The organism is Streptomyces sp. AB3(2024) (genome assembly GCF_041862025.1).
Lineage (GTDB): Bacteria > Actinomycetota > Actinomycetes > Streptomycetales > Streptomycetaceae > Streptomyces.
Genome location: NZ_JBGWAB010000107.1, coordinates 15,871 through 29,628, shown reverse-complemented (window position 1 = coordinate 29,628; position 13,758 = coordinate 15,871). Strand labels below are relative to the sequence as shown.

The following is a 13,758-nucleotide window of genomic DNA, read 5'->3' as shown; positions in this document are numbered from 1 at the left end:
GGCGTGGACGGGGCTGGCGAAGCTGGCGACGGGTCTGGTGATCGCGTCGATGCCGGGGATCGGTACGGCGTTCTGGCTGGCCGATGACAAGGACCTGCCGCCGTGGATCCGGGATTCGCGCACGGCGATGAAGGAGACGGGCAAGGCGCTGGTCGCGTGGGACGAGTGGGGCAAGAACCCGGCGCGCGCCGCCGGCGCGGTCACCTTCAACGTGCTGACGACCGTGTTCACCGGTGGTGCGGGTACGGCGGCGAAGGCGGGCACGGTCGGCAAGGTCCTGTCCGTGGCCGGCAAGGCGGGCCGCCTGATCGACCCGATCACCTACATCGGCAAGGCCGGTTCCTTCGCCAAACTCAAGATCGGTGACCTCTTCGCGAACCTGGGCAAGGCCGACGGCGCGTTCCCGAAGATCGACGACGTGATCTGGAAGGACCTCCCGAAGGCGGATGCCCCCGGGATCACCTTCCCGCACCCCGAGGACACCGTCCGCCTCCCCGACGACGCCCTGGGCCGTCCCCAGTTCTACGACAAGACCACCAACCAGCTCCTGGACCACAACGGCCTGCCCAAACAGGACCTCACCGCCGTCCCCAAGGGTGCCGACCACCCCCTGGCCGAAGTCCCCAAGCACGAGAACGTCCCGGCCACCGTCGGCGCCCACACCGCCGACGCCACCGCCCACACCCCGGGCGGCACGGCCGGCCACACCCCGGGCGGCGCGGTAGACCACACCCCCGGCGGGGTCGCGGACAACGGCGCCCACAACAGCCACACCGAACCGGGCAGCGGAACGGGCACGGGCGGCCACGGCGGCACGGACACCACCCCCACCGGCGGCACCGCCCACGGCTGCGACGGCGGTGGAGTCCCGCACCAGGGCGGCTCCGGCCTCCCCGACATCCCCGACAACCTCGGCCACGGCGGCCACGGCGGCCACGGCGGCGACGGCGGCGGCCCGGTGGCTCCCGGCCACGACGGGCGCCCGGAGCTCCCGCCGCACCGGGACAACGCGCACCAGTACACGAACGCCGAACGCAAGCAGATCATGGAGTACCAGGTCCACAGGGCGAACGACCCGGCGGACCCTTATTTCAAGAAGTACTACAACAAGCTCGGCTATCGTCTGCGGGCCGACGTGCCGGACCACACCGGCCTGGTCCCGCCGCAGCTCGTGGAGACCGCTCCCGACGTCTGGGTTCCGAAGTCGGACATTCCCCCGCCGGTTCCCCCGGACTACCTGGGCAAGGCGACCTCGGTCGACCACACCCACCCCTCCGTCACCCACGAAATGAGGGACTCGCTCGACCAGGCGGCGAAGGACCGTCATGACGCCATCGTCAACGACAAGGGTCCGCACGACGCCTATGGAGATGCCAAGGCGGCACACAAGGCCGCTCCAACTCTGGAGAACCAGGCCGCTCTCGACGCGGCCAAGGCGCACCACGCGCCGTTCCACGAGGCCCTTTCCAAGCAGAGCGAGGCCTACGGCGAAGCCGTGGCCCGGGAACACGCGATACCGAGAGAGTTCCCCGGCGCCCAGGAACAGAAGCTGCACGGCCCGGCCAACGGCAACGACCAGTTCGACCAGGTGTACAAGCGCGGTGACCGGTACGTCGTGGTCGAGGCAAAGAGCCACGTCACCACCGACCTGGGTGAGCGCCGTGTAGGTGGTGTCCGGGTTTCGCAGGGTACGCGCACCTACTTCAAGGACATTCTTGAGCAAATGAAGATCCGCGGAGAAAAGATCCAGAGCGAAGCTGATTTGCACGAAGCACTCAAGGCGGCGCTGGACGCGAACCCGCCGAGGATAGATTACGTCGTCGTCAAGGGGGCGGATAATACGGGCACTTATGCCGGATACACTATGCGCCGATTCGATCTCACCAAATGACAGGGGAAGCGATGACCGTCTTCGTGGCCGGCCATTCGGAGCCGAGGCCCGCGAGTTCCGACTGGGTCAACAGGCTTGGTGATCACCTCACGAGGGACATCGACGCTCTTGGCGCGTCTTCCCGGAATTTCGACTCTGTGTGGAGCGATGCCACCTTCTACAGCGAAGCCCGGTTCCGGGTGGACCCGCAGGGAGCCGAACTGGCCACGTGGGAAGCCGTGGTCGCGACTGCGCAGTTGGGGTCCGCGTTGTTCCGTACAGCGGGGATGACCGAGGGGTCGGCCGAGGTGCGGATCCACCACGAGATGCGGACGCTGCAGGCGATCGGGCCGGTCCCGTACGCACACGCGCAGTCCTGGATCGAGGCGTTCTGGTTCGCGATCATCACGCGTGACCAGCCGAAGATGACCGCGCTGTGCGAGTTGCCGCTCGACGTATTGCGGGCATCGGGCGCGGATCACGACGACTACCTCTACCACTGGGTCGCGACGCTCCAGGCGTACTGGCTCAAGCGGCCGGAAATGGTGCCGGAACTGACGCTGACGTTCCAGCGGTCGCACCCGGACGTGGCGGTCATCGCGGGGCGTGAATACATCCAGCAGGTGGCCTATCCACCGATCAACCTGTTCTACAAGTTCCTCCGGAAGGACGAGGAGGGATTCCACGCCACGCTGCTGGAGGCCCTCGAACTCCACAAGCAGTACTGGACGGCCACCCCCGAACGGACCGACAGTATCCGGGGTCTGGTGCCGATCGGCATCCTCGCCGTCGCCTGTCTCGCCTATGACGGCGGGATCCCGGTCGATGTCGTATCCCCGTACCTGCCCGAGCACCTGCTGAAGCGTTCCTGGGTAGGCGAGTTCGAGGTGTGACGTGTCGCTTGTGGCGGACAAGGGGTTCACAGGGTGGGCGGGGTGACCGGGTGTGAGGAGCTCCCGGGCCTCCGGTTCACCGGGGCAGTCCGCCGAATTGATCTCATCCCAGGAAAAAGGCAGACGATGAACGTTTTCGTTGCCGGCCATTCGGAGCCGAGGCCCGCCAGCGTGAACTGGGTCGAAGGGCTCGGTGAGCGTTTGGCCCGGGATGTCGAGGCGCTCGGATCGACGCCCCGGAAGCTCGGGACCGTATGGCAGGACGCCGCCTTCTACGTCGACGCCCGCTTCCGGGTGGATCCACAGGGTGCCGAGCTGGGGACCTGGGAGGCCGTGGTCGCAGCGGCGCAGTTGGGTTCCGCGCTGTTCCGTGCGGCGCAGATGACCGAGGGGTCGACCGAGGTCCGCATTCACCATGAGATGCGTACGCTGCAGGCCACGGGCCCGACGCGCTACACGCATGCGACGGCCTGGCTCGAGGCGTTCTGGTTCGCGATCATCACGCGCGACCAGCCGAAGATGACCGCGCTGTGCGAGGTGCCGCTCGACGTGCTCCGGGCTTCGGGCTCCGATCACGACGACTACCTCTACCACTGGGTCGCGACGCTCCAGGCGTACTGGCTCAAGCGGCCGGAACTGGTGCCGGAACTGACGCTGACGTTCCAGCGGTCGCACCCGGACGTGGCGGTCATCGCGGGGCGTGAATACATCCAGCACGTGGCCTATCCGCCGATCAACCTTTTCTACAAGTTCCTCCGGAAGGACGAGGAGGGATTCCACGCCACGCTGCTGGAGTCCCTCGAACTCCACAAGCAGTACTGGACGGCCACCCCCGAGCGGGCCGAGGACATCGACGGACTGGTGCCGATCGGCATCCTCGCCGTCGCCTGTCTCGCCTACGACGGCGGCATCCCCGTCGACGTCGCGTCCCCTTACCTGCCCGAGCACCTGCTGAAGCGTTCCTGGGTCGGCGAGTTCGAGGTCTGATGCACACGCCGAGGCCCTCCGGGACGAGTCCCTGCCCGGCCGGGCCGTCTAGAACAGTTCCGCGAGCGCTTCGGGGCTGATGGCGATCGGGGCCGGGCGGTAGGCGGGGGGCTTCGTGTCCGTCAGTTCACGGACCAGGAAGTCCCAGCAGCGCGTGCGGACGTAGGACAGGCAGTCGAGGAAGGTGTGCTCGGCCCCGGGGACCACGAGCAGCTCGAAGTCCTTGCCCGCGGCGAGGAGCCGGTCGGCGAGGCGCAGGGTCTGGTCGGGGTGGACCTGGTCGTCCATTTCGCCGTGGACGAGGAGGAGTTTGCCCTCCAGCCGGTCGGCGAGGTCGACGTTGGAGGTGCGGGCCCAGGCCTCGGGGTTGTCGGCGCCGTCGTAGGTCTCGACGAAGCCCAGGTTGAAGTGGCGGGCGTCGTGCGAGCCGGAGAGGGCGACCCCGGCCTTGTAGACGTCGGGGAAGTCGAGCATGGCGCGGGCCGCCGCGAAGCCGCCGCCGGAGTGGCCGAGGACGCCGGCGCGGTCCAGGTCCATCCACGGCCGGGTCAGGGCGAGCTGGCGCAGTGCCGCGGCGTGGTCTGCCAGGGAGCCGGCGTCGGCCAGGTGGCCGTAGGAGGCGTCGTGGAAGGCCTTGCTGCGGCCGGGGGTGCCGCGTCCGTCCAGTGCGATCACCACGAAGCCGAGGGCGGCGAGCGGCTCCGCGTCGAGGCCCATGCCGCCGGGGTCGAAGCACGGGGCGACCCGGGTGACCTGCGGGCCGGGGTAGACGTGGTCCACCACCGGGTAGTGGTGGTCGGGGTCGAAGCCGCGGGGGTGGTAGAGGATGCCGTAGATGTCCGTCACGCCGTCGGCCGCCTTGACGCGGAATCGTTCCGGCGCGGTCCAGCCGGTCGCCGTGAGCCTGCTGATGTCGGCGCGCTCCAGCTCCGTCAGGACGCGGCCGGACCAGTCGAGGACGCGGGTCACCGGCGGGGTGTCCACGGTGGACGCGGAGTCGATGAAGCAGTCCCGGCCGGGCGAGACGGTGACCACGTGGTCGAGGTCGTCGTCGGTGACCTTGGCGAAGCCGGAGCCGTCCAGGGAGGCGCGGCAGACCGTGCGCCGGTACGGGTCCTCCTCGACGAGCCCGGAGGCGGTGAAGTACACCACCCGCTCGGCCTCGTCGACGTGCAGGATCTGGCGCACGGCCCACTCGCCGGAGGTCACCTGCCCCAGGAGCGCGCCGGTGCGCAGGTCGTAGCGGTAGAGGTGGCCCCAGCCGTCGCGCTGCGAGTACCAGAGCACCTCGTCGGCGAGTACGCGCACGATCGGCGGCTCGTACGCCCACTGGTTGGGCTCGACGCGGGTGGCGCCGGTCTCGCCGAGGACGGCGGTGACCTCGCCGGTCGCCGGGTCCATGCGGTGCAGGGTGAGGGTGCGCTGGTCGCGGGGACGGTCCAGGTAGTACACGGCCGAGCCGTCCGGGGCCCACCACGCCCACTTGGTCGCGATCGGCGACAGCTGCGGCATGAGCAGCGGGTCGGCCTGGGCGCGGACGACGGTGCCGTCGGCGACGTTCAGTACGACCAGCCGGGCCTGGGGGACGTGCTCGTCGCCGGGGTAGGCGTAGCGCTGGGTGTGCAGGAGGGGCGCTCCGCCGTCGGCGGGCCGGGCCTGTACGAGGTGGGTCTCGCGGACCTCGCGTTCGTCGCTCTGGTGGGCCAGGACCCTGGTGGAGTCGGGCGACCAGGCCAGCGCGGGCGGCAGGTACGGGAGGCCGATCTTGGCCAGCAGGGTGGTGTTGGCGTTGCAGTCGGGGCCGGGGCCGTACTGGTTGCCGGGCTCGCCGTCCGTGGTCAGCGGCCACTCGCGGCCGTCCGGCAGCGAGCGGGCCCACAGGTCGTGCCCGCGGCGGGACACCGCGACCTTGCCGTCGGGCGAGGTGACCTCCAGGGGGCTGCCCTGCGGGGTCAACTCGGCGTGCTCGCAGACGTAACCGTCCAGGCCGCAGCGCCAGTACGCGCCCAGCGCGAAGAACTCGACCGCGTTCGCGGCCGGCTGGAGGTCGATGGCCGCGAACGGCAGGGCCTCGGGGTCGACCGGCTGACCGGAGGCGTCGGCCAGCGCGGCGGCGAGCCGCGCGTGGTCGAAGGCCGGCTCACGGGTGCCCGCCGCCGGGTCGACGAGGACGAAGCGCCTGCCGGCGCCGTCGCTCACGGCGTACCAGAAGCGGGCGCCCCCGTCGATCCACTGCGGCCTGACCCTGTCGGCGGTGACGAGCTCGCCGGGGCGGGCGGGGCGGCTGAGGAGCTGTTCGGCGGCCCGGTAGTCCTGATCGGTGGTCATTCTTCTCGCCCTTTGCCGGAGTTGGAGTCGATGTCGAGGGGGGGTGGTGGGGGGATCGTCACAGGCTGCGGGCGGTGATGTTCCCGTGGTCGGTGGTCGCGCGGATGGTGAGGCCGGCGGTGCCCCCGGTGTTCGCGAGGCCGTTGTGGATGCGGCCGTGGCCGGTGCCGGCGTCGAGGGAGGCGCAGACGCCCCGGGCGGCGCCGACGGTCACGTCGCCGGCCCGGGTGCGCAGGGTGAGGGCGCCGTCGTGGGCTTCCGTCACGCGGATGTCGCCCTTCTGGGTGCTGATGTCGGCGTCACCGCGAAGGCGGCCGACGCAGATGTCGCCGGCGAGGGCGGTGAGGCGGGCGCCCGCGGCCTCGTCGAGCTCGATCGAGCCCTGGGAGACCTCGAAGGCGACCTCGCCGAGGCGTCCGACACCGCGGAGTTCGCCGGCGGCGGCCTTGGCCTCGACGCGGGAGCCGGCGGGCAGCTGGACGGTCACCTCGACGGAGCCGGTGGCGCCGAGGACCTGGTTCTTCGGCGCCGGGGTGGTGATCCGCAGGACGCCGTCGTGGAAGTCGACGGTGGTCTGCTGCGCGATCTTGACGTCGCGGCTCCTGGAGGCGTTCGAGGGCAGGATCTCGACGGTGGTGTCGTCCCGGTCGGTGGCGATGAAGCGGACGCGTCCGGCGGGGACGGCGAGGACGGTGGAGACCGGGGCGGGGGTCTGGAACTTCTGCATGATGTTGCTTCCTTCGGCTGTTTTCGTTTTCCGACTCCGCAAAAGCTACGTTGCGTTCGCAGAGCAGGCAACAGACTCGTTGCGAAAGAGTGACATCTTTGCAGGTCAGATACCGAATTTCGTTGCAACGGTATGAGACTTAACGCAACAATCACGACCATGAGCGTTGCAATGAATTGGGCGTGAACGCTATGCTGGAGGCGCCGGGGCCACGAAGGGCCGCTGAGGGCCGCCGAAGGCCACGCACGAAGGAGACCGCGATGCCGGGAGGCAGGCTCACCCAGCAGGAACGCCAGCAGATCGCGCTGGGGGTGGCCGACGGCCTCGCCTATGCGGAGATCGCCAGGCGCCTCGACCGCCCCACCTCGACGGTCACCCGCGAGGTCATGCGCAACGGCGGCCCCACCGGCTACCGCGCCGACCTGGCCCAGCGCGCCACCGAACGCCGCACCCACCGGCGCGGCCAGACCGCGGCCCGCAGCCCCCAGACGCCCCCACCGGCGCACGGGCGCGACCCCGAGGCGCTGCGCGCGTACGAGGAGACGTTCACCACCGTCCTCGTGCAGTCGGGCATGCCCACGATGATGGCCCGGGTGCTGACCTGCCTGTTCACCACCGACGAGGGCAGCCTCACCGCGTCGGAACTCGTCCAGCGCCTCCAGGTCAGCCCGGCGTCCGTCTCCAAGGCGATCAGCTACCTCGACGGCCAGGGCCTCGTCCGCCGCGAACGCGACGAACGGCGGCGCGAACGCTACGTCGCCGACAACGACGTCTGGTACCAGTCCATGATGGCCAGCGCCCGCGGCACCGCCGTGCTCGCCGAAACCGCCCGCCAGGGCGTCGGCGTCCTCGGCGCCGACACGCCCGCCGCCGTCCGCCTCGAAAACATCGCCCGCTTCGTCGACTTCGTCTCCGAGAGCATCTCCCGCGCCGCCGACCAGGCGCGCGACATCCTCCACCCGAAGCCCGAGGGCACCCCGGCCGACGCCGTCCAGGCCGACACCGCCCAAGATGACGCCGCCCAGGCCGACCGCGCAGCGGCCGACACGGTCGACACCACCGCCGCCGCCACCGACACCACTGCGACGGGCCCGGAGCGCGGATAGCCGGCCGCGACGCACGCGTGCGGCCGAGGCCGCGGACGGGCCGCCCTAAAGGGCGTCCCGTTCCGCGGCCTCGGCCGTCTCCGCGAGGAGCTTGATGCGTGCCAGACGGCGGTCCCAGTCGGCCGCGAGGGCGGCCATCCAGCGGGCCGTCGCGTCCAGTGCCGCGGGCCGGACCGCGTACCGCACCTCACGCCCCACCCGTCCCCCGCGCACCAGACCGGCGGCCTCCAGCACCGCGAGGTGCTTGACCACGGCCTGGCGCGAGACGGGGACCCCCTCGGCGAGGGTGGTCGCGCTGGCCTCGCCCCGCGCGGCGAGGAGGTCGAGCAGCAGGCGCCGCGTGGGGTCGGCGAGCGCGGCGAGTACGCCATCCACGCCCTCCGCGCCGCCCGGCCTCGGTTCCGTCACGCCGAGGACTCCTCGGCCCGCTTCTTGAACGCGTCGAGCACCTGCGGCCAGCCGCCGGTGTTGTCCTCCAGCGCCTTGGCGCGCACTTCCTCGGCCCCGGCGAGCCCCGCGAAGCCGCTCTCGACGACGCGCAGCCGCGTCCCGTCGCCCTCCGGCGTCAGGGTGAACTCCACGAGGGTGGTGTTGTCCCCGCGCAGTTCCTCGCCCGGGAAGGCGCTGGCCCAGCGGTACGCGACGTACGTCGGCGGCTCGACCTTCTCCACGCGCACGGGGAAGTCCCCGTACTTGGGGTTCTTCGCCAGCATCGACTCGCCCTCCCGGGCGACGGTCCCGGCCACGCTCTCCGGTTCGGCCACCCAGAACCCGGGTTCGGTCACCAGCGACCAGACCCGCTCCAGCGGCGCTTCGATCAGGGTTTCGCGTTCGATCCTGTCCTGGATCATGACGAGCCTCTTTCCTCGACACCATTGATGCAACTCCAGGGTTGCACCTAACCCCCTCCTTGCGCAACCGGAAGGTTGCACATCCCGGGTGGCCGGTCACGCCCCCGCGGACAGGCGGTCCTCCAGTTCCCGGGGGAGCGGGTAGACGCGCTCCGCGGGGAGCAGCCGCTGGGACTTCGCGGCATGCCCGGCCCGGATCAGGGACGCCGCCTTGCGGACCTGTGGGGTGAGGTCGGTGAGGCCGACGACCCAGTCGTCGGCGAACGTGCGGATCAGGTTCCGGCCGATGCCGACCTGGATGCTGTAGTGGTTGAGCGCCGCCCCGCGCACCGACCGCTCCGGGTCCCACTGGACGTGCACGGCCGCCCCGGCCACAGCGGCCGGGTCCGCTGTCGTGAGCACCGCCCGGGAGAGGGCGTGCTCCCAGCCCTCCCGGGTCATCCGCACCGCGAGGACGCGCTCCTGGCCGGGTTTGCGGGCCCAGTTGCTGCGGTGCATCAGCCACGTGAACGACGGCTTGATCCACGTCATCCGGTGGAACGAGAACGGCGGGACGAAGCGGCCCGCCCGCAACGCCGCGTCGGCGATGGCGGGCGCGTACGCCTGGTAGACCACGATCGTGTGGGCGTCGTAGTCGGCACGGATCTGATGCTGGGGCGCCATGAGCCGCACCCTGCCACCCGTCCCGCCGGCCTCGCGAACCGTTTTCGCAGGCCGGCCCCCGGAGCCGCGCGGGTGACGCGCCCGGACGGGAACCTGCGGGTGGCGGCGTGCGTTCGTGCGCACCCCGAGCGCGGCACGGCAGCCGCCACCCCACGACCCGCACTCGTCAAGGCAGGAAACACTCCCTTGGCGTCCCCTCGCGACGAATCGCTCAACACAAGGGTGATCAACAGGTGACGAACCGTCAACACCTCGTTAGAGGTACACGCGCGGTTCCCGCCTCCGGGCAAATTCTTGGTCGGGGCGTACGGCGGGCGCCGCCGGTTCCGCGCGGTCGATCTCGCACCAGATCCGTTTGCCCGCGCCCTCGCGCTGCCAGCCCCACCGGTCGGCGAGCCCGTCCACCAGCTCCAGCCCGCGCCCGCCCGTGTCCTCACCGCAGGCCTGCCGGCGGGCCGGCGCCCGGTCACTGGTGTCGGCGACCTCGACCCGTACGCCCGGCCCGCCGAACAGCATCCGCAACACGGCCGGACAGCCCGTGTGCACGACCGCGTTCGTGACCAGCTCGGAGATCAGCAGGACCAGCGTCTCGGCGAGCGGCTCGTCGTCCCCTATGCCGGACCACGCCAGCCTGGACCGGGCCCACCGGCGGGCCCGGCCGACCTCGGCGGGATCCGGTCCTACCTCAAGCTGCACCTGAAGCACCTGCACCGCTCACACCATCCGAACCGGCGGACACTTCGCCTCGCGACGGGGCGGGACCACCGCTCGTGATCCCCTTGCCGAGCAGCATGGTTGACATACAGTCACCACAACAAGCGCTTCGGGCATATTCCAGCGCGAAGGAGTAGGCGTGGTGCATACTGTGCGGCGCTCGCGCCGCTCAACCGCTCGCATTCGTGGGAGCGTACCGGAGCACACCCCTGCCTCCGGCCCGGATCGGGGCGGGCGAAGGACACAAACCGATATCAACTCTCTGTAATCGGACATGCGTCCCGCGTCGTTCCTCCCGTGCCCCGCCCCGGCCGGCCCCGGCCCGGCCGCGCCCGCGCGGCCCCGCTCCCGTCACAGCCTGCTACCTACGGAACCGCCTCCTCCAGCAGCCGCTCCGCCAGGAACTCCTGCGCCCGCGCCGCCGTGCCCCACTGCCGCGCCCGCACCCACGCCCGCTTCAGGTGCAGGTGCACGTCCGCCTCCCAGGTGAAGCCCATCCCGCCGTGCACCTGGAGGCAGTCCCGTGCGCCCCGCAGCGCCGCCTCGTCGGCCAGCAGTTTGGCCGCCGCGATCTCCGCGCCGTCCGCCGTCACCGCCGCCGCGTAGACCGCCGTACGGGCCACCTCGGCGCGCACCAGCATGTCCGCGCACAGGTGCTTGACCGCCTGGAACGCTCCGATCGGCTGCCCGAACTGCTCGCGCTCCCCCGCGTACCGCACCGCCAGCTCGACCGTCCGCAGTGCGCTCCCGACCTGCAGGGCCGCCGTCAGCAGCGCCCCCTCCTCCCGGTACGCCTCCACCTGCGCACCCCCGGCCGGTTCCGCCCGCCACAGCGGGGTCAGCGGGTCCGCCGAGCGCACCGGGGTCCCGGCGGGGAGCGGGTCCGCCCCGAGCACCGCGTCGGCGTCGCCCAGGTGCGCCACCAGCGGGCCGTCCAGGTCGAAGGCGGTGACCACGGCCGTCCCCTCCGCCGCGCCGGGGACCGTCCCGGCGGCCAGGTGGGTGGCCACCAGCGGCCCCGGCAGCAGGGCCCGCCCGGCCTCCTCGAAGACGAGGACCGCCTCGGGCAGGCCGAGCCCGACCCCGCCCCGCTCCTCCGGCAGGCGCAGCGCGAAGAGCCCCGCCCCGCCCAGCTCCCGCCACAGGGCCCGGTCCAGGGCGCCCCCGGCGTCCACCGACGCCCGCAGGGCCTCGCGCCCGTACCGGCCGGCGAGGAGGTCCCGTACGCCCGCCCGCAAGGCCCGCTGGTCCTCCGTCGGCTGGAAGTCCACGGCGCTCACCGCCCCTTCGGAAGGCCGAGGATCCGCTCGGCGACGATGTTGCGCTGGATCTGCGAGGTACCCGCCGCGATCGTGTACGAGAGGGACGAGAGCCGGTCCAGGGTCCACTCCTCCTCCAGCGAGAGGGAATCCGCGCCCAGCACCTCCGCGGCCGCGTCGTAGAGCTCCTGGCGGGCGTGGGAGTACGCCAGCTTGAAGACGCTGCCGCCCGTGCCGGGGACGCCGCCGCAGCGCTGCGCCTCACTGACGTTCCACTGCGTCAGCCGCCACAGGGCCCCGAACTCCCCGTGGAGCCTTCCGAGGGTGCGCCGCAGCACGGGGTCGTCCCAGCGGCCGTTCGCCTTGGCGGTACGGGCCAGCATGGCCAGGGTGCGCCGGCAGGCGACGACCTCGCCGACGAAGGCGGTGCCCCGTTCGAAGGACAGGGTCACCATCGTCACGCGCCAGCCGTCGTTCTCCTCCCCGACCCGGTTGGCGACCGGGACCCGCACCTCGTCGAGGAAGACCTCCGCGAACTCGGCCGACCCGGCGAGGGTGCGCAGCGGCCGGACCGTGATCCCGGGCGCGTCCATCGGCATGGCCAGCCAGGAGATCCCGCGGTGTTTGGGGGCCTGCGGGTCCGTGCGCACCAGCAGCTCGCACCAGTCGGCGACCTCCGCGTGCGAGGTCCAGATCTTCGATCCGGTGACGACGTACGCGTCCCCGTCGCGCACCGCCCGCGTGCGCAGGGAGGCCAGGTCGGAGCCGGCGCCGGGCTCGCTGAAGCCCTGGCACCACACCTCGTCGCCGCGCAGGACGGGCGGCAGCCAGCGGGCGCGCTGCCCGGCGGTGCCCTCGGCGGCGATGGTCGGTCCGGCGTGCAGCAGGCCGACGAAGTTCGCGCCGACGTAGGGGGCGCCGGCGCGTTCGGTCTCCTCCAGGAAGATCAGGTGCTGGGTCGGGGTGGCGCCGCGTCCGCCGGCGTCGACGGGCCAGTGCAGGCCCGCGTACCCGGCGTCGTACAGCCTGCGCTGCCAGCCCAGGTCGTAGGCGCGGCGGCCGGGCCAGTCGTCCGGGGAGGGCCTGGCGGGCAGCTCGGGCAGGGTCTTGCCCAGCCACTCGCGCAGTCGGGCCCGGAAGTCCCTTTCCTCCTCGGTGTAGGTGAGGTCCATCAGGTGAGGTCCAGGCCGAGCATGCGGATGGCGTTGCCGCGCATCAGTTTGTGGACGGTCTCGGCGTCGAGGTCCTTCACGTGGTCGAGGGCGACCTCCCTGGTGTGCGGGAAGGTCGAGTCCACGTGCGGGTAGTCGGTCTCGAAGGTGGCGTTGTCGCGGCCGACGACGTCGAGCGAGGCGATCCCGTGCTTGTCGCGGAAGAAGCAGCAGTAGATCTGGCGGTAGTAGTACGTGGACGGCGGCTCGGGGATCAGGTCGCGGACCCCGCCCCAGGCGCGGTGCTCGCGCCAGACGTCGTCGGCGCGTTCGAGGGCGTAGGGGATCCAGCCCATCTGGCCTTCGCTGTAGGCGAGGGTGAGCCTCGGGAACTTCACGAGGGCCCCGCTGAAGAGGAAGTCCATCATCGAGGCCATGGCGTTGTTGAAGCTCAGCGAGGCCTGGACGGCGGGCGGGGCGTCCGGGGAGGCCGCGGGCATCTGGGACGAGGACCCGATGTGCATGTTCACGACCGTGCCGGTCTCCTGGCAGACGGCGAAGAAGGGGTCCCAGTAGCCGGAGTGGATGGACGGCAGCCCCAGGTGGGTGGGGATCTCGGAGAAGGTCACCGCGCGGACGCCGCGGGCGGCGTTGCGGCGGATCTCGGCGACGGCCAGGCCGATGTCCCAGAGCGGGATGATGCACAGCGGGATGAGGCGGCCGCCGCTGTCGCCGCACCACTCCTCGACCATCCAGTCGTTGTAGGCGCGCACGCAGGCGAGGGCGACCTCCTTGTCGTGGGCCTCGGCGAAGGTCTGGCCGCAGAAGCGCGGGAAGGTCGGGAAGCAGAGGGAGGCCTCGACGTGGTTGAGGTCCATGTCGTCGAGGCGCGCCTTGGGGTCCCAGCAACCTCGGCGCATCTCCTCGCGGGTGATGCCCTCCAGGGTCATGTCGTCGCGGTCGAAGCCCACGGCGGCGATGTTGCGCTTGTACGGGAACTTCAGGTCCTCGTAGATCCACCAGTCGGTCGGCGGGCCGTCGGGGTCCATGGAGATGACGTACTTGCCGCCGGTGTAGACGAGCTCGCCGATGCCCGCCGTGAGGGCCTTGGGGCCGCGGTCCCGGTACTTGGCCGGCAGCCACACGTCGAACAGGTGGGCCGGTTCGATGACGTGGTCGTCGACGCTGATGATCCGAGGCAGTTCCATG

The 13,758-nt window shown here is 71.3% G+C and carries 13 protein-coding genes; 4 read left to right on the top strand and 9 right to left on the bottom strand.

Going from position 1 to position 13,758, the window contains the following annotated elements; translation table 11 throughout:
• The 3 genes from ACEPPI_RS30800 to ACEPPI_RS30790 all read left to right on the top strand — a co-directional run.
• Positions 1-1,891: hypothetical protein (locus tag ACEPPI_RS30800; RefSeq protein WP_373918553.1), on the top strand; the 1,891-nt coding region annotated here is incomplete at its 5' end.
• Between the two features lie 11 nt (positions 1,892-1,902).
• Positions 1,903-2,763: an immunity 49 family protein gene (locus ACEPPI_RS30795; RefSeq protein WP_373918552.1), complete on the top strand. Its 861-nt coding sequence runs from the start codon at positions 1,903-1,905 to the stop codon at positions 2,761-2,763.
• Positions 2,764-2,889: 126 nt separating this feature from the next.
• Positions 2,890-3,750, top strand: coding sequence for an immunity 49 family protein (locus ACEPPI_RS30790; RefSeq protein WP_373918550.1), 861 nt, complete (start codon positions 2,890-2,892; stop codon positions 3,748-3,750).
• Between the two features lie 48 nt (positions 3,751-3,798).
• Here ACEPPI_RS30790 and ACEPPI_RS30785 read toward each other — a convergent pair whose 3' ends face one another.
• Both ACEPPI_RS30785 and ACEPPI_RS30780 read right to left on the bottom strand, forming a co-directional pair.
• Entirely contained in the window at positions 3,799-6,078 is a 2,280-nt protein-coding gene (locus tag ACEPPI_RS30785; protein WP_373918549.1) for a DPP IV N-terminal domain-containing protein, read from the bottom strand.
• A gap of 58 nt (positions 6,079-6,136) precedes the next feature.
• Positions 6,137-6,805, bottom strand: coding sequence for a DUF4097 family beta strand repeat-containing protein (locus ACEPPI_RS30780; RefSeq protein WP_373918548.1), 669 nt, complete (start codon positions 6,803-6,805; stop codon positions 6,137-6,139).
• Positions 6,806-7,065: 260 nt separating this feature from the next.
• Between ACEPPI_RS30780 and ACEPPI_RS30775 the strand changes: the two genes are divergently transcribed.
• Positions 7,066-7,911, top strand: coding sequence for a helix-turn-helix domain-containing protein (locus tag ACEPPI_RS30775; protein ID WP_373918547.1), 846 nt, complete (start codon positions 7,066-7,068; stop codon positions 7,909-7,911).
• Positions 7,912-7,956: 45 nt separating this feature from the next.
• On the opposite strand, the gene ACEPPI_RS30770 is transcribed toward ACEPPI_RS30775, so the two are convergent.
• From ACEPPI_RS30770 to ACEPPI_RS30740, 7 genes are all read right to left on the bottom strand, one after another.
• Positions 7,957-8,319, bottom strand: coding sequence for an ArsR/SmtB family transcription factor (locus ACEPPI_RS30770; RefSeq protein ID WP_373918546.1), 363 nt, complete (start codon positions 8,317-8,319; stop codon positions 7,957-7,959).
• Complete coding sequence (locus tag ACEPPI_RS30765) at positions 8,316-8,762, bottom strand: SRPBCC domain-containing protein (RefSeq protein WP_373918545.1); 447 nt, start codon at positions 8,760-8,762, stop codon at positions 8,316-8,318. The genes ACEPPI_RS30770 and ACEPPI_RS30765 overlap by 4 nt, the downstream gene beginning before the upstream one ends.
• 96 nt (positions 8,763-8,858) lie before the next feature.
• Entirely contained in the window at positions 8,859-9,425 is a 567-nt protein-coding gene (locus tag ACEPPI_RS30760) for a DUF4291 domain-containing protein (protein ID WP_373918544.1), read from the bottom strand.
• Between the two features lie 255 nt (positions 9,426-9,680).
• Complete coding sequence (locus tag ACEPPI_RS30755) at positions 9,681-10,136, bottom strand: ATP-binding protein (protein ID WP_371677302.1); 456 nt, start codon at positions 10,134-10,136, stop codon at positions 9,681-9,683.
• Positions 10,137-10,504: 368 nt separating this feature from the next.
• Positions 10,505-11,410 carry an acyl-CoA dehydrogenase family protein gene (locus tag ACEPPI_RS30750; protein WP_373918555.1) on the bottom strand — a complete coding sequence of 302 codons (906 nt, stop codon included), beginning with the start codon at positions 11,408-11,410 and terminating at the stop codon, positions 10,505-10,507.
• Between the two features lie 5 nt (positions 11,411-11,415).
• Positions 11,416-12,570: an acyl-CoA dehydrogenase gene (locus ACEPPI_RS30745; RefSeq protein WP_373918543.1), complete on the bottom strand. Its 1,155-nt coding sequence runs from the start codon at positions 12,568-12,570 to the stop codon at positions 11,416-11,418.
• Positions 12,570-13,757 (bottom strand): amidohydrolase family protein, encoded by a 1,188-nt coding sequence (locus tag ACEPPI_RS30740; protein WP_373918542.1) that lies wholly within the window; start codon positions 13,755-13,757, stop codon positions 12,570-12,572. The genes ACEPPI_RS30745 and ACEPPI_RS30740 overlap by 1 nt, the downstream gene beginning before the upstream one ends.
• Between the last annotated feature and the right edge of the window lies 1 nt (position 13,758).